Below are 22,078 nucleotides of genomic sequence, written 5' to 3'. Positions count from 1 at the left end.
TCAAGCATGGCAAGCGCAGACAAAGAAACCCTACCCTCGACCCTCCATGCCCTCGGTGGCGTTGCACGCTCGCACCGGACCCGGCGTATCGGCATCGGCCTGCTGATCTTCGTCGTTTTGTTTGGACTGCTCGGCTTCTTCGCGGCGCCGCCGCTGATCCACCATGTCGCCGAACAGCAGTTGAGCAAGCAGCTCGACCGGCCGGCCACGATCCAGCGCATCGCGCTGAACCCGTACACGCTCAACCTCGAAGCCGACGGCATCCATCTCGGCGAGCGCGGCGGCCAGGGCGACTTCATCGACATCGGCAAGCTCGTCGTGAGGCCGTCGTGGTCGTCGCTGTTTCGCGGCGCACCGATCGTCAACGAGATCCGGCTCGACTCGCCGCGTTTTCACGTCGTCCGCTACGACGCGCAGCGCTTCAACTTCACCGACCTGATCGAGAAGTTCTCGTCGCCGTCGCCGACACCCGATAGCAAGCCGACGCAATTCTCGGTGTCGAACATCCAGGTCAACGACGGCCGGATCGATTTCGACGATCGCCTGCTGAACGAAAAGCACGTGGTCGACAACTGGACGCTCGGCATTCCGTACATCGCGACGCTGGCCTCGAAGACGGACATCTTCGTCGAGCCGAAGCTGCGCGCGCGCTTCGACGGCAGCCCGATCTCGATCGACGGCAGGACCAAGCCGTTCGCGCAGTCGCGCGAATCGGAGATCGTGCTGAAGTTCGACCGCCTCGACGTGCCGAAGCTGATCTCGTACGTGCCGGCGAAGCTGCCGGTGGCCGTGACGAGCGGGCTGCTGAGCAGCAACCTCACGGTCAATTTCGTGATGAGCGGCGAAACGCCCGCGCTGCGCGTGTCGGGCACCGTCGACCTGAACGACGCGAAGGTGACCGACCGCGCGTCCGCGCCGCTGTTCGCCGCGCGCGGCGTGCACGTCGCGGCGGCCGGGCTGGAACCGCTGCGCAACGCGATGCACTTCGACGAGATCCGGCTCGACCAGCCGGTGGTCGACCTGTCGCGCGACAAGCAGGGCGTGCTGAACGTCGAGAAGCTCGTCGCGCAACCGGCCGCCGCGCCGAAGGTCGAAGCCGGCAAGCCGGCCGCGTCGGCCGTCGCCGTTTCCGGAGCGTCCGCGGCGTCCGGCGCGACCGTCGCCGCGGCCAGCGGCGCCAGCGGTGCGAAGGCCGAAGGCGCCGCCGCGAAGGAAACGCCGCCGCTCGACCTGACGATCCGTCACGTCGCGATCGACGGCGGCACGATCAACGTCGACGACCGCGTGCCGGCGACGCCGACCGCGCTGTCGCTGACGAAGCTCGCCGCGACGCTCGACGGCTTCACGCTGCAGGGCAAGACGCCGGCGAAATACACGCTGTCGACGTCGCTGTCGCGCGGCGGCGACGTGAACGCCGAAGGCACGTTCAATCTCGCGGTGAAGCAGGCCGACACGAAGCTGACGGTCGCCGCGCTCGCGCTGCCGGCGCTGCAGCCGTACCTCGGCGAGGCGACGCGTGCGCGCGTGCTCGACGGCACGCTCGGCGCGACCGTCAACGCGAAAACCGACTGGGGCAAGACGCCGCTCGCCGCGGAAGTCGCGGACAGCACGGTGAGCCTGAAATCGCTGAAGATCGCCGCGCCGGACAACAAGGCGCCCGCGATCGTGCTGCCCGACGCGAACGCGAAGATCGCGAAGGTCGACGTCGCCGCGCGCACCGCGGAAATCGCGAGCGTCGACGCGACTGGCCTCGCGCTCGACGTGAAGCGCCTGAAGGACGGCAAGATCGATCTCGCGGCGCTGGGCGAGCCCGCGCAGGCGGCCGTGCCGCCGCGTACGGTCGCGCGCAAGGCGCAGGCCGCCGCGCCGTCGTGGCACTACCGGATCGACGCGCTGAACGTGAAGGACGCGTCCGCGAACTTCACCGACCTGTCGACGCCGCGCCCGGTGAAGCTGGCGATCAAGCCGCTCGACCTGTCGGTGCAGAAGGTGAGCGACGACCTGACGAAGCCGCTGCCCGTGCAACTGAAGGCGACGCTGAACCGCAAGGGCTCGCTGAACGTGACGGGCGACGTGACCGCGCAGCCGCTGAAGCTCGGCCTGAAGATCAACGGCAACCGCCTCGACGCGGCCGCGTTCGAGCCGTACTTTGGCAGCGCGCTGAACGCGACGATCGCGAGCGCGCTGCTCAACGCGCAAGGCAACCTGACGTTCGCGCAGGCGAAGGACACGCCGCGCGCGACCTACCGCGGCGACGTCGCGCTGGTCGACGTGCGGATGCTCGACAAGGCGACGTCCGACCCGTTCGCCGGCTGGCGCTCGCTCGCGCTGTCGAACCTGAAGGCGAACTATGACGAGAAGGGCACCGACGTCGACGCCGCGCGCGTGACGTTCTCGAACTTCTACGGTCGCGTGCTGCTCGACGCGCAGGGCCGGCTGAACCTGAAGGACGTGGTCGCGAAGGAGACGGGTCCCGCGCAGTCGCTCACGCGCGACGCGAGCAAGGGCGAGCCGGTGCCGCTGTCGCCGGGCGTGACGCCGCCGGCCGCCGCGCAGGCCGCCTCGGCCGCAGCCGCGCAGCAGGCGTCCGTGCCGGCCGCCGCGTCGGCGACGGTGGTCGTGAAGGCCGCGCCGCAGCCGCAGAACCCGGTGCGGATGCACTTCGGCGAACTGGTGCTGCAGAACGGCCGCGTCACGTACACGGACAACTTCATCAAGCCGAACTACACGGCGAACCTCGTCGCGATCAAGGGCACGGTCGGTGCGTTCGGCACGGATTCGACGACGTCCGCGCCGGTCGACGTCGCCGCGAACCTCGCGGGCAACGGGCCGATCTCGATCAAGGGCACGGTGAACCCGCTGATCGAGAAGCCGGCGCTCGACCTCACGGCCACCGCGCACGACATCGAGTTGACCAACCTGACGCCGTATTCGGCGAAGTACGCGGGCTATCCGATCACGAAGGGCAAGCTCAACGTCGACCTGCACTACCAGCTCGCGAACGACCAACTTTCGGCGAACAACCACATCTTCATCGACCAGCTCACGTTCGGCGATCACGTCGAGAACGACACCGCGACGAAGCTGCCGGTGAAGCTCGCGATCTCGCTGCTGAAGAACACGCGCGGCCAGATCGACGTGAACCTGCCGGTGTCGGGTTCGCTGTCGAATCCGGAATTCAGCGTCGGCGGGCTGATCTGGCACGCGGTGCTGAACCTGATCGCGAAGGCGGTCACGTCGCCGTTCACGCTGCTTGCGAATGCGTTCGGCGGCGGTGGCGGCGAGGATCTCGGCTACGTCGAGTTCGCGCCGGGCTCGTATGCGCTGACCGACGCGCAGCAGAAGAAGCTCGACACCGTCGTGAAGATGCTGACCGAGAAGCCGTCGATCCGCCTCGACCTGATCGGCCGCGTCGATCCGGCGCAGGACACGCCGGGGCTGCGCGACGCGTACGTCGAGCGGCTGGTGCGCCAGCAGAAGCTGAAGGACGTGATCGGGCAGGGCGAGAGCGTCGATCCGATGTCGGTGAAGGTCGACAAGGCCGAATACTCGAAGTACCTGACGCGCGCGTACAAGGCCGCCGACTTCAAGAAGCCGCGCAACCTCGTCGGCCTGCAGAAGACGCTGCCCGATGCGGACATGAAGCAGGCGCTCGCCGATCACGCGCCGGCCGACGACAACGCGCTGCGGGCGCTCGCGCAGCAGCGCGCGCAGGCCGTGCGCCAGTATCTCGACGGCAAGATCGACTCGAGCCGCATGTTCGTCGTCGCGCCGAAGCTCGACGCGAAGGGCATCTCGGACAAGGGCGCGACGACCCGCGTCGACTTCGGGCTGCAGTAAGCGTTACCACCATCCGTGATCCGCCGCCGCGCCCGCACCCGCCGGGCGCGGCGGTTTTTTTCAGCGGCTGGCGACGGCCGGCTCGCGCTTGTCCAGCTCCTTCCTCGCGGCCAGCGGCAGACGCGCGTCGTCCCACTGCGTCAGCCATTCGACTTCCTTCGTGGTGAACACCGGTCCGTGGTTGCGCAACGCGTACTGCAGCGCGTCGACGACGTGATGGCGAATGATTTCGGGGGTACGTGCATCGTCCAGCACGAACCGGAGGGCTTCCAGGGTCGACATACTCGTGCTCCGGGTCAGGGAAAACCCTTTATGCCACGCCAATAGTCGCGGGCCAACCCGAAAAAAAATCCCGGCGCACGCGACGGCCGCGCATGGCGACCGCTTCGTGTCATTTGCGATTGGTTACGTTTGACAGAGAACAGAAAGCCCCGCTTCATCCGACCGCCGCACGATCCGGCGATATTTTGCGCGCCTGATGGCAAGTCACGTAGTTCAACATCAATCGGTGAGGTGGGGTGATGATTTCCAGGTTCATCAAGCAACGGAAAACGGCGGTGATGGTGGCGGCTGCGCTGGCGCTCGTCGGCGCGGGCGTGCATGCGGCGCAACCGGACGGCAACGGCCGCGCGAGCCGCGTCGTGAAGCACGTGCTGCTGCTCAGCATCGACGGGCTGCACGAACAGGATCTCGCGCGCTGCATCGGCGCGAATACGTGCCCGAACATCGCGGTGCTCGCGAAGAGCGGCGTGACCTACGCGAATGCGTACACGCCGGGGCTGTCGGATTCATTCCCGGGCCTCGCCGCGCTGGTGACGGGCGGCTCGCCGAAGACGGCCGGCCTGTTCTACGACGTGTCGTACGACCGCAACCTGTACGCGCCGAGCGATACGACGTGCTCGGGCAAGCAGGGCTGGAACGTCGTGTTCGACGAGACGACCGGCATCGACGCGCAGAACGGCGGTGCGCTCGTGCACCTCGACGGCGGCGGCGCGTTCAATCCGCAGGCAATCCCGCATGCGAAGGTCAACGGCCAGTGCGTGCCGGTCTATCCGCACAACTACGTGAAGACCAACACGGTGTTCGAGGCCGTGAAGGCCGGCGTGCCGAATGCGCGCACCGCGTGGGCCGACAAGCACGCGTGGGGCTACGACTGGCTGAACGGCCCGTCGGGCACCGGCGTCGACGACCTGATGCGCACCGAGATCAATTCGATCGACCCGGCGACGAACACCGCCTACACCGACGTGTATTCGCACACCGCGCGCTTCGACAACCTGCACGTGCAGGCGCTGATCAACCAGATCGGCGGCCGCGATTCGACCGGCACGAAGACCGCGCCGGTGCCGACGCTGTTCGGCGCGAACTTCCAGACGCTGAGCGTCGCGCAGAAGGCGCCGGTCGCAAAGGGCGGCGGCTATCTCGACGCCGACTTCACGCCGAACGGGCAGGTCGCGAATGCGATCACGTATGTCGACGACGCGATCGGCCACGTCGTCGCGGCGCTGAAGCAGGCGAACCTGTATACGTCGACGGCCGTGATCGTCACGTCGAAGCACGGCCAGTCGCCGAGCGATCATACGAAGCTCGTGAAGAACGGCGACACGCTGACGAAGCTGCTCGAAGCGAACGACTTCATCGACCCGAACGGCAACTTCGGCCAGAACAACACGACGACGGGCAACCTGAACGACGGATCGGGCCTGGTCGGCACGGGCTTCGTGCAGACGGACGACGTCGGGCTGATCTGGCTGCGCGACCGCGGCCAGCGCACGGCCGTCGTGCAGGCGCTGAAGGCGAATCTCGGCTGCAACGCGCCGGGGATCTGCGCGGACGGCCCGCAGGCGTACGTGCTGTACGGCGCGGCGCTGGCCGACCGCTTCGGCGATCCGGCCAACGGTCGCGCGCCGGACATCGTCGTCCAGCCGAATCCGGGCGTGATCTACACGTCGAGCACGAAGAAGGACGAGGAGCACGGCGGCAACGCGCCGGACGACAGCCACCTCGGCCTGCTCGTGTCGTATCCGGGCATTCGTCGTGCGCGCACGGTGAACGATCTCGTCGGCACGAAGCAGGTCGCGCCGACGATCCTCGCGCTGCTCGGCGCCGATCCGCGCCTGCTGCAGGCGGTCGTGGCCGAGAACACGCGCGTGCTGCCGGGGCTCGGTATCGGGCGTTGACGTTGCAGGCCGGATGCCGCCGGGGGCGGTGTCCGTCGGGCTAGGGGCGCGCGCAGCCATGCGACGGTGCGCGTCGCCTTACGCGCGCCCGGCCTCGTCCAGCATCCATTCCCTGAAGCGCCGCAACGCATCGCTCGTGTCGAGGCGCTCCGGCGCGTAGCACAGGTAGTGTCCCTGCGCGGCCACGTCGACCGGCGCGTCGAACGGCTCGACCAGCGTGCCCGCCGCGAGATTGTCGAGAATCAGGAAGCGCGGCACGAGTGCGATCCCGAGTCCGGCCTGTGCGGCCTGGATCAAGACCGAATACTGCTCGAAGCGCGGCCCCGCCAGCGCGTTCATTTGCGCCGCGCGATGACGTTCCGCCCATGTGGACCACGCGATCTCCGCCTGCTCGTGCACGAGGCGCGGCGCCGCCGCCGCGTCGGCGGGCACACGCAGCGCATGCCGGTCGGCGAATTCGCGCGAGCAGACGGGCACGAAGGTCCGCCCGCCGAGATAGTCGCTTCGTACGCCCTCCCATCCACCGTCGCCGTAGCGGATCGCCGCGTCGAGCCCGAACGGAAACACGTCGCCGGGCGCGAGATGACGGCGAAAACTCAACGTGACGCCCGGCGCGGCGGCGAGAAAGCGCGTGAGGCGCGGCAACAGCCACTTCGTCGTAAACGTCGGCACGCTGGCGATCGTCAGCAGGTCGCTGTTCTCGCGGGCACTCAGCAGTTCGATCGACGCGTTGCCGATTTCGCGCAGCGGCCCGACGACGCGCGCGTGATAGACCTGACCGGCACGGGTAAGCGCGAGGCCGCGCCCCTCGCGCACGAACAGCTTCACGCCGAACAGCGCCTCGAGGTTCGCGATCTGCCGGCTGACCGCGCTTGGCGTCAGGCCCAGTTCGCGCGCCGCGTACGAGAAATTCAGGTACTTCGCGGACGTGGCGAAGGCATGCAGCTCAGCCACGTTCGGATACAGATGCTTCATCGCGAGCTGTTCCGTCCTTGCACAGGTCGATGCGGGCTTTTTACGTTTTTTTCATGACGATGCCATGTCGAAACCGCACACTGCGCCGGCTTCGACAACGCATGCGGGCCCGGCCGGCGGGCGTTGCGCGAGGTTTTTCCCGATCGTCTGCGAGTGTCTTCATGTCTGAGTCAACCGCCCCGGCCATCGCCGACGGTATTCCGATTCGTCGTAACAAACCGGCCCGGCCGCCCGTCGGGCGCCTGCTGCTGCAGGCGCTGCTCGCGGTGTTCGGCCTCTACCTGCTGTTGCCGATCGCACTGCTGCTGATCGGCGCGGTGGGCGAATCGTGGACGAACACGTTGCTGCCCACCGGCGTCACCGGGCACTGGTTCGCCGACCTGGCCGCGAACCGGAGCTTCACGCGCGCGTTCGGCGTGAGCTTCATGGTGGCGCTCGCGTGCTGCGCGCTCAACGCGGTGATCGGCCTGCCGCTCGCGTATGCGCTCCATCATCGCGCGCAGGCCGGCGGCGGGTTCGCGACGCGCGTCGTGATGCTGATGCCGGTCGCCGTGCCGGCGCTGACGCTCGGCTTCGGCTACATCGCGATCTTCAGCGGCGACACGTTGCCGTGGCTCGGCACGTTGCCGCTGATGATCGCCGCCCACGCGGTGCTGACGCTGCCGTATCTGCTGCAGACGCTGCTCGGCGACCTGCGCCACCTCGGCCTCGCGCGGCTCGAGGCCTGCGCGGCGACGCTCGGTGCGACGCCGCTGCACCAGTTCGTCACGATCGTGCTGCCGAACCTGCGGCACAGCCTGTTCTCCGGCCTCGTGATGGTGGCCGCGCTGTCGATCGGCGAATTCCAGATTTCGAACCTGATCGCCGGCTTCCGCTACCGGAACTATCCGATCGTGCTGCTGCAGGCGTTCTACGGCGCGACGGGGATGGCGTGCGCGGCCACCGTCGTGCTGCTCGTGCTTGCCGTGCTCGCGACGCTGGTCTCCGTCGGTACCGTGCAACGTCTGAAGTGAGTCATCCATGAGCCTCGAATTCGAACACGTCAGCTTTCAGTATCCGGGCGCCCGTCATGGCGTCGACGACATCACGCTGTCGGCCGCGCAGGGCGAACTGCTCGCGGTGATGGGGCGCAGCGGGTCCGGCAAATCCACGCTGCTGCGGCTCGCGGCCGGGCTGCTCGACGGCTGGCGCGGCCGCATCGCGATCGGCGGCGACGACGTGGCCGGCGTGCCCGTGTGGCGGCGCGAAGTGGGGATGGTGTTCCAGCACTACGCGCTGTTTCCGAACCTGTCGGTCGTCGACAACGTCGCGTACGGGCTGCGGATGCGAGGCGTCGCGGCCGACGTGCGGCGCCGGCGCGCGCTGGACATGCTCGAGCGGGTCGGGTTGTCCGCGCATGCGACGCGCGGCATCGCGATGCTGTCCGGCGGACAGCAGCAACGCGTCGCGCTCGCGCGGGCGCTCGTGATCGAACCGAAGCTGCTGCTGCTCGACGAGCCGCTGGCGGCGCTCGATGCCGGCATCCGTCATCAGTTGCGCGACGAGATCCGTGCACTGCAGCGCGCCTGCGGCGCGACGACGTTGTTCGTCACGCACGACCAGGACGAAGCGTTGAGCATGGCCGACCGCGTCGCGATCGTCGACGGCGGCCGCGTGCTGCAGGCCGGCACGCCGCGCGACCTGTACGAGCGCCCGGCGACCGCGCAGGTCGCGCGCTTCGTCGGGCATTCGACGCTGCTGCGCGGCCGTGTGCTCGCGCACGGCACCGTCGACGTGCGTTTCGCGACGCTGCGCGCGGAAACGGGCGAGCACCGGCCGGGCGCGGAGATCGAGGTGCTGGTGCGACCCGAACACGTGCAGGCCGATCCGCCGGGGCACAGCGCGAACCGCATCGACGGCCGTCGCGGGGACGTGCGCTATTTCGGCGCGACGCAGCGCTACGACTTCATTCCGGACGGCTCGGCCGACGTGCTGCTGTGCGAAGGGCGCGAGCCCGCCGCGCGCAGCATCGCGATCGACCCTTGCCATCTGCTCGTGCTGCCGGCGTCGCCGGCCGCGCAATGACCTCTTTCGTTCAACGGAGATTCACGATGCTTGCAGGCTCCCTTTTTGTGAAGGCCATGCGCGCCCGCGTGCTGGCGCTGTGCGCGCTCGCGGCGCTTTCCTGCGCGGCGGCGCAGGCCGCGCCGCTGTATCCGGGCGAAGACGCGTTGTACGCGAAGGCGGCCGACGAAGGGCTCGTCGTGTCGTTCGACACCGGCCCCGAATGGGCGAACTGGAAGGCGCTGTTCGCCGAATTCCGCAAGCGCTACCCGAAGGTCGAGATCACGTACAACGACATCGGCTCGGCCGCGACCGTCGTCGCGCTCGACAAGTCGCGCCGCCGTCCGCAGGCCGATACAGCGTACTACTTCGCGGCGTCGGCGCTCGATGCCGCCGGCAAGGACGTCGTCGCGCCGTTCCGGCCGGTCAACTTCGACAAGCTGCCGGGCGTGTTCCGCGCGCCCGACGCCCGCTGGTTCGCCGTGCATTCGCTGAACATCGCGTTCCTCGTCAACCGGAAGCTCGTCAAGAACGTACCGCAGCGCTGGTCCGACCTGCTGAAGCCCGAGTACCGCAACGCGGTGGTCTATCTCGACCCGCGCTCGACCGGGCAGGGCCAGGTCGCGGTGTTCGCGGCCGCGTATGCGAACGGCGGCAGCGTCGAGAACCCAAAGCCGGGCGCCGACTTCTTCGGCAAGCTGAAGCAGGCCGGCAACGTGCTGCGCGTGGAGGGCACGACGCCGTACGCGAAGTTCGTGAAGGGCGAGATTCCGATCCTGATCGGCTACGAGAACGACGGCCTCAAGGCGAAGTACGCGGACGGCATGGGCGACGCGGCCGACGTCGTGATTCCGCAGGACGGCAGCGTGTCGGCGCCGTATGCGATGAGTCTCGTGAAGAACGGCCCGAATCCGTCCGCCGCGCAGCTCTGGCTCAACCTCGTGATGAGCGACGTCGGCCAGGCGCTGTTCGCGCAAGGCTATGTGCGTCCGGCGGTGCCGGGCACGCCGGTCGCGGCGGACGTGGCGGCGAAGCTGCCGAACGCGCCGCAGGTGCGCCCGCTCGATGTCGCGAAGGCGGCGGCGCGCAAGGCCGAGGTCGACCAGTTCTGGTCGCAGGCCACGCTCGGCCAGTAAGGGGCGCGGGATGCAGGCTTCCTTACCCGAGCGCGGCGTGCTGCGCCGTTTCGGCGCGCTGCCCGCGGCCGCATTGCTCGCGGTGTGCTTCGTGCTGCCGCTGGCCGCGCTCGTCGATGCGGCATGCGCGGGCGGCGGCCGCGCGTTCGCGGCGGTGTGGCGCGATCCGCTCGTCGCCGATGCGATCGCGCGCTCGCTGGCGCTGGCGGTGGGCGCCGGCACGCTGTCGGTCGCCGTCGGCGTGCCGGTCGCGTTCGCGCTCGCCGGACAGTCGCCGGCCCGTCGCCACTGGTCGCTCGCGCTGCTCGGCGTGCCGCTGGCGTTTTCCGGGCTGGTGATCGCGTACGGGTTCATCCTCGCATTCGGCCGCGCGGGCTTCGTGACCACGCTGCTGGCCGCGCTGGGCGCCGATCCGACCGTGGTCGGCGGCGCGATCTACACGATGCCGGGGCTCGCGGTCGCCTATGCGTACTACCTGATCCCGCGCGTCGCGCTGATGATCTACCCGACGCTCGCGAATCTCGACCGGCGGCCGCTCGAGGCGGCGCTGACGCTCGGCGCGCGGCCGTGGCGCGCATGGCTCGACGTCGCGTGGCGCGAGCTGTGGCCGTCGGTCGCGTCCGCGTGGTGCCTCGTGACTGCGATCGCGCTCGGCACGTACGGCACGGCGCTCGCGCTGGCCGGCACGCAGATCAACATCCTGCCGCTGCTGATGTATTTGAAGCTGTCGGACGGGCAAACCGATTTCTCGCAGGCGGCCGTGCTGTCGATCGTGCTGACGGCCATCTGTACCTGCGTTCTTGCACTGGGGGAAGGCCTTGTTCGGCAACGGCGTCATTGAAAGCGTGTGGTCCGAACCGGCGCGCGACGCGCTCGCGCGACTCGCGCAACGGCAACGCGGCACGCACCGGCACCGGATGCCGGTCGGCGTGATCGGCCCGCGCGACGCGACGGATGAACAGATGCGCGTCGCGGAACGGATCGCGCACGCGGTGGCGGCGACGGGCGTCGCGCTCGTCGGCGGCGGCAAGCAGGGCGTGATGGAGGCCGCCGCGCGCGGTGCGCACGCGGCCGGCGGCTGCGCGATCGGGCTGTTGCCGGAAGACGACGCCGCGCTGGCGAATCCGTACCTGAGCGTCGCGCTGCCGACCGGGCTCGGCATCACGCGCAATGCGCTGGTTGCACGTGCGTCGGTGTGCCTGATCGCGGTCGGCGGCGGGCTCGGCACGCTGTCCGAAATCGCGCTCGGGTTGCAGTGGGGCAAGCCGGTGTTCACGATTTGCGGTGCGCCGCAGGTCGCGGGCGTCGAGTGCTTCGACGAAGCAGATCGGCTCGTCGCGCGCGTCGCGCAGTGGCTGGCCGATTCGGCGTAGCGAGGCGGATCGGCACGGGGTTTCGCGCGACGAGCGTCGTGGCCGGGCTTGAAACGGGGCGCGCAACCCGCCATATTGGCCGGGTGTCACCCGTTCAACGACGTACCGAGAGGATCGTTCATGCGCCTTTTGCTTGCTCTGCTGCTCCCGTGGTTCCAGTTCTTCACGATCGGCCGCCCGATCGCCGGGATCATCTGCCTGCTCCTGCAACTCACGATCATCGGCTGGCTGCCGGCCGCGATCTGGTCGGTGTATGCGCTGAGCCAGTACAAGACCGATCGCAAGATCGAAGCGGCGTTGCGCGGGCGGGGGTAGACGCGCAGTGCGCGGTGGGGTGATTCAGCCGCGTGGTTCGTATTTCGGTAGAAATCTATATATTTCGTTCACATCGGCGATGTGATTTGTATGGATTTCTGCCCAAATGGCGGATTCATGCGTTGTTCGGCTTGATGCATCCGGCTGAAGCCGCAGCCATCCACGACAAAACGGCCGCCCGGTCCATCGTTCGACCGGGCGGCCGCTCCGCCTACTTCACCGCAAACAGCGTCAGGTTCATGAAGATCTTGAACGCATAGCCGAGCGTGACGGCGCCGATCACGCCGCCCGCCCACAGAACGACGAACCACATCCAGCCGCGCATCCGCGGCCGCGGCGCGCCGGGCTGGCCGGCGGTGGAATCAGTGGTGGTAGTAATGCTGGTCTTCATGGCGCACCTTGCCTCGGAATACCCAATAGCCCATCGTCGTGTAGGCGATGATGATCGGGAGGATAACCGCTGCGCCGACCAGCGTGAAGGTCTGGCTCGAACGCGGCGCCGCCGCTTCCCAGATCGTCATCGTCTGCGGAATCGCATACGGGAACAGCGTGACGAGCAGGCCGACGTAGCCGAGCAGCACCAGCGCCAGCGCGAGCACGAACGGCGTCATGTCGTGCCGGTCGCGCACCGCGCGCCGCATCCACGCCGCGCACGCGGCCACCAGGAACGGCACCGGCAGCAGGCGCCAGAACAACCCCGAATCGAACCAGCGCTGCGCGATGGCCGGATCCTGCAGCGGCGTCCACAGGCTGATCACCGCGATGAAGCCGAGCAGCACGACGGTCAGCGGCCACACGACGCGATGCAGGCGGCGCTGCAGGTCGCCTTCGGTCTTCGCGACGAGCCAGCAGCAGCCGAGCAGCGCGTAGGTCGCGATCAGGCCGAGGCCCGTCAGCAGGCTGAACGGCGTGAGCCAGTCGAACGCGCCGCCGGCGTACACGCCGTCCTTCACGTCGATGCCCTGCAGGAACGCGCCGAGCGCGATCCCCTGGAACAGCGTCGCGCCGGCCGAGCCGCCGATGAACGCGAGATCCCACAGCTGCTTCGTGCGCCGCGCCTTCGCGCGGATCTCGAACGACACGCCGCGGAAGATCAGGCACACCAGCATGAAGATCAGCGGCAGGTACAGCGCCGACAGCACGGTCGAATAGACGACCGGGAACACCGCGAACAGCCCGGCGCCGCCGAGCACGAGCCACGTCTCGTTGCCGTCCCACACGGGCGCGACCGTGTTCATCATCAGGTCGCGTTCCTGCTCGTCCGGGAAGAACGGGAAGACGATGCCGATGCCGAGGTCGAAGCCGTCGAGCACGACGTACATGAAAAGCCCCAATGCGATGATCGCGGCCCAGATTACGGTGACGTCCATAGGTTTTCTCGTTTGCGAATGGGGTGGGCTCAGACGGTCTCGATCAGCTCGTCGACGGCCGACATCGGGCGGCGCGCGGTGTGATCGGGGCGCGTATCGGGTTTGTCGTCGTGCTTGACGTCGGGCAGCGCGGGGCCGGCCTTCATCAGCTTCAGCATGTAGTACACGCCGGTGCCGAACACGAGGAAGTACACGATCACGAACGTCATCATCGACAGGCTGACCTGCTGCACCGACAGCGGCGACACGGCCTGCGCGGTGCGCATCACGCCATACACGACCCACGGCTGGCGGCCGGCTTCGGTCGTCACCCAGCCCGCGAGCAGCGACACGAAACCGGTCGGGCCCATCACGAGCGCGAAGCGCTGGAACCACTTCGATTCATACAGGCGGCCGCGGCGGCGCAGCAGCCAGGCGAGCGCGGCGAGGCCGATCATCGCGAAGCCGAGGCCGACCATGATCCGGAAGCTCCAGAACACGACCGTCGAATTCGGCCGGTCTTCCGGCGGGAAGGCCTTCAGCCCGCGGATCTCGCCGTCCCAGCTGTGCGTGAGGATCAGGCTGCCGAGGTGCGGCACCTTCACCGCGTAGCGGGTCGTTTCCGCCTTCATGTCCGGAATGCCGAACAGGTTGAGCGCGGTGCCGCCCTTTTCGGTTTCCCACAGCCCTTCGATCGCGGCGATCTTCGCGGGCTGGTGCTTCAGCGTGTTGATGCCGTGCTGGTCGCCGATCACGGCCTGCAGCGGCGCGAGCACCAGCAGCAGCCACAGCGCCATCGAGAACATCTTCTTCACGCCCTTGTCGCGGCGGCCCTTCAGCAGGTGCCACGCGCCCGTCGCGGCCACCACCAGCGCGGCGACGATGAACGCGGCGATCGCCATGTGGAACAGGCGGTACGGGAACGACGGGTTGAAGATGATCGCGAACCAGTCGGTCGGCACGACGCGGCCGTCGACGATCTCGAAGCCCTGCGGCGTCTGCATCCAGCTGTTCGACGCGAGGATCCAGAACGTCGAGATCAGCGTGCCGATCGCGACCATCAGCGTCGCGCCGAAGTGCGCGCGCGGGCTCACGCGGTTCCAGCCGAACAGCATGATGCCGAGGAAGCCGGCTTCGAGGAAGAACGCGGTCATGACCTCGTACATCAGCAGCGGGCCGGTGACGGCGCCGGCGAAGCTCGAGAAGCCCGACCAGTTGGTGCCGAACTGATAGCTCATCACGACGCCGGACACGACGCCCATCCCGAACGCGACCGCGAAGATCTTCGACCAGAACAGGCAGAGGGTTTTGTAATACTGCTTGCCGGTCTTCAGCCAGCGATATTCGAGCACGGCGATGAAGCTGGCGAGGCCGATGCTCAGCGCAGGGAAGACGATGTGAAAGGAGACGGTGAACGCGAATTGCAGGCGGGCCAGATCGAGGGCCGAAAGTGCGGTGTCCATACCAGATGACCGAGGCTGACGATACCCGCCGGCGGGTGCCGGCGGCCCCCGGCGGACGGGCGTCGGGGTTGGCTGGAGTATGGGCTGCGATGTTGCACCGCGAAATGCGCCAACTCGTCGCAGATGTCCAGCCCGTCGTGCGTTGTTTCGCGATAAATCGTTGATTCGTATCAAGAAGGCCGTTCGCGGCGCATGCGGCCGCGGCGTGGCGGCCTGCCGCACGTGCGGCAATATGGCGCGTCGCGTCATCGGAACGACGTCGCGCGTGCGGCATCGCGGTGCGCGGCGACGGCCGGCAGGCGCCGCGCGAATTGCGTACACTCTCAGTCTCGTTTCGGCAGGGCCGGGCGCATCGGTTCCGGCTCGCGTTTACTCAGGGCACAGCGATGATCGATTTACGCAGCGATACCGTGACACGTCCGAGCCAGGCGATGCTGGCCGCCATGACCGCCGCCGAAACCGGCGACGACGTCTGGGGTGACGACCCGACCGTCCTGCGCCTGCAGGCGGTGACGGCCGAGCGGGCCGGCAAGGAAGCCGGCCTGTTCTTCCCGAGCGGCACGCAGAGCAACCTCGCCGCGCTGATGTCGCATTGCGAGCGCGGCGACGAGTACATCGTCGGCCAGCTCGCGCACACCTACAAGTACGAAGGCGGCGGCGCGGCCGTGCTCGGCAGCATTCAGCCGCAACCGATCGAGAACGCGCCGGACGGCACGCTGCCGCTCGCGAAGATCGCCGCGGCGATCAAGCCGCTCGACAATCACTTTGCCCGCACGCGCCTGCTCGCGCTCGAAAACACGATCGGCGGCCAGGTGTTGCCGGAAGGCTATGTGCAGGAAGCCGTCGCGTTCGCGCGCAGCCGCGGGCTCTCCACGCACCTCGACGGCGCGCGCGTGTGCAACGCGGCCGTCGCGTCGGGGCGCCCGATCGCCGAGCTGTGTGCGCCGTTCGACACCGTGTCGATCTGCTTCTCGAAAGGGCTCGGTGCGCCGGTCGGCTCGGTGCTGGTCGGCAGCCGTGCGCTGGTCGAGCGCGCGCAGCGCTGGCGCAAGGTGCTGGGCGGCGGGATGCGGCAGTCGGGCATTCTCGCGGCGGCGTGCCTGTATGCGCTCGATCACAACGTCGAGCGGCTCGCGGACGATCACGCGAATGCCGCGCATCTCGCGGCCGGCCTCGCCCGCATCGATTCGGTGAAGGTGCTGTCGCATGCGACGAACATGGTGTTCGCGCAATTCCCCGAAGCCGATTGCGCGCCGCTCGAGGCGTGGCTGAAGGAACGCGGGATCCTCACGCAGATGCTGTATGCGTCGCGCTTCGTCACGCATTGCGACGTGTCGCGCGCGGATATCGACACCTTTATCGGCGCGGTCGGCGCGTATTTCGCGCAGCGTCGCGCATAACGCGTTACGCGGAATGCGCCGGCCGGCGACGGGCCGGCGCGGCGTGGCATCACGCAAGACGCAGAGGAGTGACGCGCGCGGCGCGTTGCCGGCGACCCTGCCGTGCCGGCGGATTACGCTTGCCGCGGCATGTCGGCGGGCGGTGTGCCGTCGTGAAACAGCGATTTCAGTTGCGTGCGCAGTTCGGCGCTGTCGGTGTGCTGGTGCACCGAGACCGCATGCTGAACGGCGGCCTCCAGCAGTTCGTTGTCGGAGTCGGCGGAGATTGCGACCGAGCAATGCGTCGCGCTGGGAAACTCGCGGCAATCGATATAGCGGCGGGACATGATGTTCTCCTCACATGAAAGGGAACGGCCGGACCTGGATGAGCGGCCGCGCGGCGCGTTCGCGAGGCCGATGGGAAAAGTATAGGCGGCGCGGCCGACTTTCTCGTCGCCGTGCGTACCGCGCCGGCAGCGTCGCTCACCCGCGCGCCCGCCGGCGCATTACGGCAACGGCGCGAGCAGCCTGCGCGCTGCTTCGACCACCCGCGCGGACAGCGACGCCATCGTCGGCGACTGCACGGTCCACGCGTGCCAGTACAGCGTGACGTCGGTCGGATGCGCGGGCGCGAGATCGACGAGCCCCTGCGCATCGAGCGGCGCGGCGCCGATCAGCGGCTCCGGCACCATCGCGTAGCCGAGCCCGTGCCGCACCGCCGCGAAGTGCGAATGCGTGCCCGGCACGTAGTGGCACGGGTACGCGCCTTCGGGCAAGCCGAACTTCTCCTTCAGGAATGACGATTGGAGCGTGTCGCGCCGCGAATACGCGACGACGGGCGCGTGGCGCGCGCTCGTGCGGTTCAGCCCGCGCGGAAACCAGCGCACCGCGAACGCGGCGGCCGCGAGCAGCCGGTAGCGCATCGTGCCGAGCGGCGTCGCGATGCAGCCGCGCATCGGCTTCGGCTCGGTCGTCACGCAGCCGACCGCCATCCCGCTTTCGAGCAGCGCGAACGTGTGATCCTGATCCTCGACGATCAGTTCGAACAGGATCCGCTCGCCCGCGAGCACCGACGTCAGCGCCGGCAGGAACCATGTGCCGAGGCTGTCGGAGTTGAGTGCGATCGTCACGGAAATCGGCGATTCGCGGTCGGCCGCGAGCGTGCTTTGCAGGTCGGCCTGCAGCAGCGCGACGCGGCGCAGGTGCTGCAGCACGCGCTGCCCGGCCACCGTCGGGCGGCATGGCCGCGTGCGCAGCACGAGCGGCGTGCCGAGGCTCGCTTCCAGCGCGCGGACCCGCTGCGTGACGGCGGACGCGGTCACGTGCAGGCGCACGGCCGCCTGCTCGAAGCTGCCGGTGTCGGCGACGGCCAGCAGCGCGGCGGCCTGCTTCGGATCGATCGTCATCGACATGTCGGGGGCATTCCTGTGATCGGGGACGAGAACAGGCGGTAGTGTAAGGCAGCGTGCGCGGCCGTCCCGGCGCGGCGAATCGTCCCGCGGTGCGGGATTCGTCGACGGAATCGGTTGCCGCGTAGGGGACGCGCGGCGGCGCGGGCATTTTGTTCTACGCTGTATGAATGGGCGCGATGCCGCTCGCACGGCGGCGCTGTCGTCATGCCGGCGCCGGCGCCCGACGACGCCATGCAGCGTCCCGATCCGACTACACCCCCTGAAGAACACGCGACGGAGCACCGAGCCATGATCTTCCGGCAACTTTTCGACCCGCAATCGTCGACGTACACGTATCTGCTCGCCGACGCCGCATCGCGCGAAGCGCTGCTGATCGATCCCGTGTTCGAGCAGGTGCGCCGCGACGCTGCGCTGCTCGACGAACTCGGGCTGCGGCTCGTCGCGACCGTCGACACGCACGTGCATGCCGATCACGTGACGGGCGCGTGGCTGCTGAAGCAGCGCACGGGCAGCGCGATCGCGATCTCGGCCGCGAGCGGCGCGCAAGGCGCCGACTGCTACCTGAACGACGGCGAGCGCTGCGCGTTCGGCCCGCGCTACCTGACGGTGCGCGCGACGCCCGGCCACACGAGCGGCTGCGTCAGCCTCGTGCTCGACGACGAATCGATGGCGTTCACCGGCGATTGCCTGCTGATCCGCGGCACCGGCCGCACCGACTTCCAGCAGGGCGACCCGCGCGCGCTGTATCGCGCGGTGCACGGCCGGCTCTTCACGCTGCCGGCCACGTGCCTGTTGTATCCCGCGCACGACTATCGCGGGCTCACGGTGACGAGCGTCGGCGAGGAGCGGCGCTTCAACCCGCGCCTCGGCGGCGATCTCAGCGAAGACGATTTCGCCGGCTACATGCGCAACCTCGGGCTCGCGCATCCGCGCCAGATCGACGTCGCGGTGCCGGCGAACCTGCAATGCGGCGTCGCCGCGAACGCGCCCGATGCGCAGGCGGCCGCCGACTGGGCGCCGCTCGTCTACACGTTCGCCGGCTTCTGGGAAATCGATCCGCAATGGCTCGAGGATCATCTGCCGGCCGTGCAGGTCGTCGACGTGCGCGAACCGGACGAGTTCGCGGGCCCGCTCGGCCATCTGCCGGGCGCGACGCCGATCCCGCTCGGCGAACTGGCCGCGCGCACCGGCGAAGTCGCGCGCGACCGTCCGGTCGTGACCGTGTGCCGGGCCGGCGGCCGTTCCGCGCAGGCGACGGTGATCCTGAAGAAGGCCGGCTTCGACGCGGTCGCGAATCTCGGCGGCGGGATGCTGCGCTGGCGCGCCGAAGGGCGCGTCGTGATGGACGGTCGCTCGTAGCGGCCCAGGCGGTCCGTCGAAAAAAATATCGGGCCGATGGATGTCGAAACGGCCGGGCGCCGAGCGTCGTCAAGGTATCCGATCATGCGGCGCCGCCTGACGCGGCGCCGAAACCCCAGGAGCCTCCACGATGATGCCGACGCTTTACGCCCATCCGTTTTCGTCCTACTGCCAGAAAGTGCTGACCGCGCTGTACGAGAACGGCACGCCGTTCGAGTATCGCGTGCTCGCGCACGACGATCCGAAGCCGATGCAGGAACTGACCAGGCTGTGGCCGTTGAAGCGCTTCCCGGTGCTCGTCGATGCGGGCCGCACGGTGATCGAGGCGTCGATCATCATCGAGTATCTCGGCCTGAACCATCCGGGCCCCATGCGCCTGCTGCCCGACGATCCGCACGCCGCGCTCGAGGTGCGGACGATGGACCGCTTCTTCGACAACTACGTGGCGACGCCGCAGCAGAAGGTCGTGTTCGATGCGCTGCGGCCGGAAGCCGAGCGCGATGCGCGCGGGGTGGCCGACGCGCGCGCGATGCTCGACACGTCGTATGCGTGGCTCGACAAGACGATGGCCGATCGCGAATGGGCGGCCGGCGACCGTTTCAGCCTCGCCGATTGCGGCGCGGCGCCGTTCCTGTTCTATGCGGACTGGACGCACCGGATCGATCCGGCGTTCGCGAACGTGATCGCGTACCGCAAGCGTCTGCTCGTGCGGCCGTCGTTTGCGCGCGCGGTCGAGGAGGCGCGGCCGTATCGTTCGTTCTTTCCGCTCGGCGCGCCCGATTGCGACTGACGGGCGCGGCCGTCGCACGGCGTGCCGCGGCCGCGCATGGCCGGCAGCGCGCGCCGGGGCGACGGAACGACGGCAGCAGCGGCAGCATCGCGCGTCTGCCCGTCACATCGTGCGCGTGGCCGACTGCGCGAGCGTCAGCAGTTCGTCGAACTGCGTGATCAACTCGAAGCACAGCAGGAACGCGAGCGTATAGGCCGGCGCGGGGAAGCGCCGGATCATCTCCAGCACCTGCGGGGCGAAGCGCGCGCGGATCGCGTCGCGCGTCAGCAGCCATGCGATCGCGATGCCGATCGCGGCGCCCGCGATCAGGTCGGTCGGATAGTGAAAGCCGAGATACGCGCGCGGCAGGCAGATGAACACGACCGAATACAGCAGCGCGACGATGCCGACGCGGCGCGCGATGATGAAGATGCCGGTTGCGATCGCCATCCACAGCATCGCGTGATCGCTCGGAAACGAACTCCAGGTCTGCAGCGTCGCCGCGCGCAACCCGGCCGACGGGAAGTGCAGGTGCAGGTCGGGGTTGTAGATCGGCCGCACGCGGAACGGCAGCACTTGCGCGAGCACGCGGCCGACGGCGAGCGCGATGAGCCCGCTCGCGATAGTGGCGACGACCAGCTCGCGTTGCCGCTCGCGGTTCGGGCCCGGCTGGAACCACAGCCAGCACAGCGCCGGAACGAGCACGAAGCCCTTGAACGTGTAGAGGCCCGCGATCACGCGGATCGCGTGATTCATCAACGGACCGAACGTCATGTGAGTGAGGAAGACCTGGATCGTCGTGTCGAAATTGTTCATGTCCTGTGCGACCCGGGCGGACGCGCAGCGCATGACAGGCGGCCGGCTGGATCGGAAAGCGCGCTCGCACGGAGCGCAACGGGGGGCAAGTATGTCACCCGTTATTTCGAAGAAAATGCGAAAAAATACCGGGATTCCCCTGATAAAACGGGGTTCGGTGGAGGGGCCGGATGGGAGCGCGCCGGGTGGTGCGGCAGGGACGAATCGTCCGACGTTTGCGTGCGCGCGTGCACGGACGCCGGAAAAATATTTGGGTGAACTGGACAATTCGGTCAGTCGGCGCGGACCTTGCGCCGGATGAACGATTGCGGCGTTACAGCCGCGCGAATCTGCCGGGCGGCGCAGCGTCATGCGCGCGCCGATCAAAAATTAAAAAAAAGCGGGCAAGCCCCGTGGGCCTGCCCGCCGATGTTACGCGATGCCCGACTTCAGTTGCGCCACACCCGCACGGCGAGCGCGGCCAGCGACGTCACGACGGCCAGCGCGGTCACCGCGTTCCAGCCCAGTTGCGCGAGCAACAAACTGCCGATCGCGGCGCCGGCCGCCATCCCGATGAACATGCCGACGAACAGCACCGCATTGAGGCGGCTGCGCGACGCGGGATCGATCCGGTAGACGATCGACTGGTGCGCGATCAGCGTGGCCTGCACGCCGAGATCGAAGCCGATCGTCGCGACCGCGAGCAGCACGAGCTGCGCATGCGGCGACATCAGCGGCGCGGCGGCCATCGACGCGAACGACACCGTTGCGATGCCGATCCCGATCCGCGTCACGCGCTCGGGGCCGTGATGGTCGGCCAGGCGCCCGGCGGTCGGCGCGGCCAGCGCGCCGGCGGCGCCCGCGAGGCCGAAGGCGCCGGCGGCCGCGCTACCGAGGTGGAACGGCGCGCCGTGCAGCATCACCGCGAGGGTCGACCAGAACGCGCTGAACCCGACGGCCAGCAGCCCCTGCGCGAGGGCGGCGCGGCGCAGTGCCGAATGCTCGCGCCACAGCGCGCCGAGCGAGCCGATCAGCGCGCGATACGGCAGCCGCGTGGTCGGCTCGAAGCGCGGCAACCCGCGTGCGGCCACGGCGCCGATCGCGGCGACGCTGGCGGCGGCGAGCGCGAACATCGCGCGCCAGCCGGCCGTCTCGGCGACGAATCCGGCCACGACGCGCGACAGCAGGATGCCGAGCAGCAGCCCCGTCATCACCGTGCCGACGATGCGGCCGCGATGCATGTCGTGCGCGAGCGTCGCGGCGGCCGGCACGACGTCCTGCGCCATCGTCGCGGCGAGGCCGATCGCGAAGCTCGCCGCGAGCAGCAGCCCGAGCGACGGCGCGACGGCGGCCAGCAGCAACGCGGTGACCAGCGCCGCGGCCTTGATCACGATCACGCGGCGCCGGTCGAAGCGGTCGCCGAGCGGCGCGAGCAGCAGGATGCCGAGCGCATAGCCGAGCTGCGTGAGCGTCGGCACGAAGCCGATCGCCCGCGCCGACGCGCCGAGATCGGGCGCGAGCGCGCCGAGCATCGGCTGCGCGTAGTAGAGCGGGGCGACGCCGAGGCCGGCGGCGGCCGCGAGCAGCAGCACGAGCCGGCGATCGGGCATCGAATGGGCGGCCGGACGGGCCGGAGCGTGCGCCGCGCGGGGCGCGGCGTCGAGACGGGTCGGGGTGGACATCGCGTACA

The 22,078-nt window shown here is 68.8% G+C and carries 20 protein-coding genes; 11 read left to right on the top strand and 9 right to left on the bottom strand.

What is annotated here, in order from left to right:
- The first annotated feature begins 6 nt into the window (after nucleotides 1–6).
- Complete coding sequence (locus tag GJG85_RS24510; RefSeq protein ID WP_204383933.1) at nucleotides 7–3,840, top strand: DUF748 domain-containing protein; 3,834 nt, start codon at nucleotides 7–9, stop codon at nucleotides 3,838–3,840.
- Nucleotides 3,841–3,900: 60 nt separating this feature from the next.
- Here GJG85_RS24510 and GJG85_RS24505 read toward each other — a convergent pair whose 3' ends face one another.
- Nucleotides 3,901–4,122, bottom strand: coding sequence for a hypothetical protein (locus tag GJG85_RS24505; RefSeq protein ID WP_050012198.1), 222 nt, complete (start codon nucleotides 4,120–4,122; stop codon nucleotides 3,901–3,903).
- 239 nt (nucleotides 4,123–4,361) lie between these two features.
- Here GJG85_RS24505 and GJG85_RS24500 point away from each other — a divergent pair, with 239 nt between their 5' ends.
- Nucleotides 4,362–6,020, top strand: a complete 1,659-nt coding sequence (locus GJG85_RS24500; RefSeq protein ID WP_089489869.1) for an alkaline phosphatase family protein — start codon at nucleotides 4,362–4,364, stop codon at nucleotides 6,018–6,020.
- A gap of 78 nt (nucleotides 6,021–6,098) precedes the next feature.
- Here the strand turns inward: GJG85_RS24500 and GJG85_RS24495 are convergent, their stop codons facing one another.
- Complete coding sequence (locus GJG85_RS24495; RefSeq protein ID WP_050012197.1) at nucleotides 6,099–6,995, bottom strand: LysR substrate-binding domain-containing protein; 897 nt, start codon at nucleotides 6,993–6,995, stop codon at nucleotides 6,099–6,101.
- A 161-nt stretch (nucleotides 6,996–7,156) separates the two neighbouring features.
- On the opposite strand from GJG85_RS24495, the gene GJG85_RS24490 reads away from it, so the two are divergent.
- From GJG85_RS24490 to GJG85_RS24465, 6 genes are all read left to right on the top strand, one after another.
- Nucleotides 7,157–8,008 carry an ABC transporter permease subunit gene (locus GJG85_RS24490; RefSeq protein ID WP_050012196.1) on the top strand — a complete coding sequence of 284 codons (852 nt, stop codon included), beginning with the start codon at nucleotides 7,157–7,159 and terminating at the stop codon, nucleotides 8,006–8,008.
- A gap of 7 nt (nucleotides 8,009–8,015) precedes the next feature.
- Nucleotides 8,016–9,059 (top strand): ABC transporter ATP-binding protein, encoded by a 1,044-nt coding sequence (locus GJG85_RS24485; protein ID WP_050012195.1) that lies wholly within the window; start codon nucleotides 8,016–8,018, stop codon nucleotides 9,057–9,059.
- 26 nt (nucleotides 9,060–9,085) lie between these two features.
- Entirely contained in the window at nucleotides 9,086–10,174 is a 1,089-nt protein-coding gene (locus tag GJG85_RS24480) for an extracellular solute-binding protein (RefSeq protein WP_050012194.1), read from the top strand.
- Between the two features lie 10 nt (nucleotides 10,175–10,184).
- Nucleotides 10,185–11,015: an ABC transporter permease subunit gene (locus tag GJG85_RS24475; protein ID WP_050012193.1), complete on the top strand. Its 831-nt coding sequence runs from the start codon at nucleotides 10,185–10,187 to the stop codon at nucleotides 11,013–11,015.
- A gap of 76 nt (nucleotides 11,016–11,091) precedes the next feature.
- Nucleotides 11,092–11,547 (top strand): TIGR00725 family protein, encoded by a 456-nt coding sequence (locus GJG85_RS24470; RefSeq protein WP_089490019.1) that lies wholly within the window; start codon nucleotides 11,092–11,094, stop codon nucleotides 11,545–11,547.
- A gap of 120 nt (nucleotides 11,548–11,667) precedes the next feature.
- Complete coding sequence (locus GJG85_RS24465; RefSeq protein WP_034206306.1) at nucleotides 11,668–11,862, top strand: YqaE/Pmp3 family membrane protein; 195 nt, start codon at nucleotides 11,668–11,670, stop codon at nucleotides 11,860–11,862.
- Between the two features lie 211 nt (nucleotides 11,863–12,073).
- Here the strand turns inward: GJG85_RS24465 and GJG85_RS24460 are convergent, their stop codons facing one another.
- The 3 genes from GJG85_RS24460 to GJG85_RS24450 are packed head-to-tail and all read right to left on the bottom strand — an operon-like array spanning nucleotide 12,074 to nucleotide 14,674.
- A complete protein-coding gene (locus tag GJG85_RS24460) occupies nucleotides 12,074–12,253 on the bottom strand; it encodes a hypothetical protein (RefSeq protein ID WP_050012191.1) in 180 nt (59 codons plus the stop codon).
- Nucleotides 12,225–13,232: a cytochrome d ubiquinol oxidase subunit II gene (gene cydB / locus GJG85_RS24455; RefSeq protein WP_050012190.1), complete on the bottom strand. Its 1,008-nt coding sequence runs from the start codon at nucleotides 13,230–13,232 to the stop codon at nucleotides 12,225–12,227. The genes GJG85_RS24460 and cydB overlap by 29 nt, the downstream gene beginning before the upstream one ends.
- Before the next feature lie 29 nt (nucleotides 13,233–13,261).
- Nucleotides 13,262–14,674: a cytochrome ubiquinol oxidase subunit I gene (locus GJG85_RS24450; protein WP_089489867.1), complete on the bottom strand. Its 1,413-nt coding sequence runs from the start codon at nucleotides 14,672–14,674 to the stop codon at nucleotides 13,262–13,264.
- Nucleotides 14,675–15,060: 386 nt separating this feature from the next.
- Here GJG85_RS24450 and ltaE point away from each other — a divergent pair, with 386 nt between their 5' ends.
- Nucleotides 15,061–16,074, top strand: a complete 1,014-nt coding sequence (gene ltaE / locus GJG85_RS24445) for a low-specificity L-threonine aldolase (RefSeq protein ID WP_050012188.1) — start codon at nucleotides 15,061–15,063, stop codon at nucleotides 16,072–16,074.
- Between the two features lie 113 nt (nucleotides 16,075–16,187).
- Here ltaE and GJG85_RS24440 read toward each other — a convergent pair whose 3' ends face one another.
- On the bottom strand, nucleotides 16,188–16,400 hold the full coding sequence (locus GJG85_RS24440; RefSeq protein WP_034205979.1) for a DUF1059 domain-containing protein: 213 nt from the start codon (nucleotides 16,398–16,400) through the stop codon (nucleotides 16,188–16,190).
- Between the two features lie 159 nt (nucleotides 16,401–16,559).
- Nucleotides 16,560–17,465: an HTH-type transcriptional regulator ArgP gene (locus tag GJG85_RS24435; protein ID WP_050012187.1), complete on the bottom strand. Its 906-nt coding sequence runs from the start codon at nucleotides 17,463–17,465 to the stop codon at nucleotides 16,560–16,562.
- Nucleotides 17,466–17,753: 288 nt separating this feature from the next.
- On the opposite strand from GJG85_RS24435, the gene GJG85_RS24430 reads away from it, so the two are divergent.
- Together GJG85_RS24430 and GJG85_RS24425 are read left to right on the top strand one after the other, a co-directional pair.
- A complete protein-coding gene (locus GJG85_RS24430; RefSeq protein WP_204383931.1) occupies nucleotides 17,754–18,824 on the top strand; it encodes an MBL fold metallo-hydrolase in 1,071 nt (356 codons plus the stop codon).
- Between the two features lie 130 nt (nucleotides 18,825–18,954).
- Nucleotides 18,955–19,614, top strand: coding sequence for a glutathione S-transferase family protein (locus tag GJG85_RS24425; protein ID WP_124631326.1), 660 nt, complete (start codon nucleotides 18,955–18,957; stop codon nucleotides 19,612–19,614).
- 102 nt (nucleotides 19,615–19,716) lie between these two features.
- Here GJG85_RS24425 and GJG85_RS24420 read toward each other — a convergent pair whose 3' ends face one another.
- A complete protein-coding gene (locus GJG85_RS24420; protein WP_050012184.1) occupies nucleotides 19,717–20,409 on the bottom strand; it encodes a phosphatase PAP2 family protein in 693 nt (230 codons plus the stop codon).
- Between the two features lie 428 nt (nucleotides 20,410–20,837).
- Nucleotides 20,838–22,070, bottom strand: coding sequence for an MFS transporter (locus GJG85_RS24415; RefSeq protein WP_050012183.1), 1,233 nt, complete (start codon nucleotides 22,068–22,070; stop codon nucleotides 20,838–20,840).
- Nucleotides 22,071–22,078: the final 8 nt, after the last annotated feature.

The sequence above is a fragment of the Burkholderia sp. MS389 genome (assembly GCF_016899425.1).
Taxonomy (GTDB): domain Bacteria; phylum Pseudomonadota; class Gammaproteobacteria; order Burkholderiales; family Burkholderiaceae; genus Burkholderia; species Burkholderia sola.
Note: the sequence above shows the minus strand (reverse complement) of the source record. Positions and strands in the feature narration are given on the sequence as shown.

Excerpts from the sequence above, each read along its gene's own strand:
- GJG85_RS24510 (WP_204383933.1), top strand. The coding sequence starts at position 7 with ATGGCAAGCGCAGACAAAGAAACCCTACCCTCGACCCTCCATGCCCTC.
- GJG85_RS24505 (WP_050012198.1), bottom strand. The coding sequence starts at position 4,122 with ATGTCGACCCTGGAAGCCCTCCGGTTCGTGCTGGACGATGCACGTACC.
- GJG85_RS24500 (WP_089489869.1), top strand. The coding sequence starts at position 4,362 with ATGATTTCCAGGTTCATCAAGCAACGGAAAACGGCGGTGATGGTGGCG.
- GJG85_RS24495 (WP_050012197.1), bottom strand. The coding sequence starts at position 6,995 with ATGAAGCATCTGTATCCGAACGTGGCTGAGCTGCATGCCTTCGCCACG.
- GJG85_RS24490 (WP_050012196.1), top strand. The coding sequence starts at position 7,157 with ATGTCTGAGTCAACCGCCCCGGCCATCGCCGACGGTATTCCGATTCGT.
- GJG85_RS24485 (WP_050012195.1), top strand. The coding sequence starts at position 8,016 with ATGAGCCTCGAATTCGAACACGTCAGCTTTCAGTATCCGGGCGCCCGT.
- GJG85_RS24480 (WP_050012194.1), top strand. The coding sequence starts at position 9,086 with ATGCTTGCAGGCTCCCTTTTTGTGAAGGCCATGCGCGCCCGCGTGCTG.
- GJG85_RS24475 (WP_050012193.1), top strand. The coding sequence starts at position 10,185 with ATGCAGGCTTCCTTACCCGAGCGCGGCGTGCTGCGCCGTTTCGGCGCG.
- GJG85_RS24470 (WP_089490019.1), top strand. The coding sequence starts at position 11,092 with ATGCCGGTCGGCGTGATCGGCCCGCGCGACGCGACGGATGAACAGATG.
- GJG85_RS24465 (WP_034206306.1), top strand. The coding sequence starts at position 11,668 with ATGCGCCTTTTGCTTGCTCTGCTGCTCCCGTGGTTCCAGTTCTTCACG.
- GJG85_RS24460 (WP_050012191.1), bottom strand. The coding sequence starts at position 12,253 with ATGAAGACCAGCATTACTACCACCACTGATTCCACCGCCGGCCAGCCC.
- cydB (WP_050012190.1), bottom strand. The coding sequence starts at position 13,232 with ATGGACGTCACCGTAATCTGGGCCGCGATCATCGCATTGGGGCTTTTC.
- GJG85_RS24450 (WP_089489867.1), bottom strand. The coding sequence starts at position 14,674 with ATGGACACCGCACTTTCGGCCCTCGATCTGGCCCGCCTGCAATTCGCG.
- ltaE (WP_050012188.1), top strand. The coding sequence starts at position 15,061 with ATGATCGATTTACGCAGCGATACCGTGACACGTCCGAGCCAGGCGATG.
- GJG85_RS24440 (WP_034205979.1), bottom strand. The coding sequence starts at position 16,400 with ATGTCCCGCCGCTATATCGATTGCCGCGAGTTTCCCAGCGCGACGCAT.
- GJG85_RS24435 (WP_050012187.1), bottom strand. The coding sequence starts at position 17,465 with ATGTCGATGACGATCGATCCGAAGCAGGCCGCCGCGCTGCTGGCCGTC.
- GJG85_RS24430 (WP_204383931.1), top strand. The coding sequence starts at position 17,754 with ATGATCTTCCGGCAACTTTTCGACCCGCAATCGTCGACGTACACGTAT.
- GJG85_RS24425 (WP_124631326.1), top strand. The coding sequence starts at position 18,955 with ATGATGCCGACGCTTTACGCCCATCCGTTTTCGTCCTACTGCCAGAAA.
- GJG85_RS24420 (WP_050012184.1), bottom strand. The coding sequence starts at position 20,409 with ATGAACAATTTCGACACGACGATCCAGGTCTTCCTCACTCACATGACG.
- GJG85_RS24415 (WP_050012183.1), bottom strand. The coding sequence starts at position 22,070 with ATGTCCACCCCGACCCGTCTCGACGCCGCGCCCCGCGCGGCGCACGCT.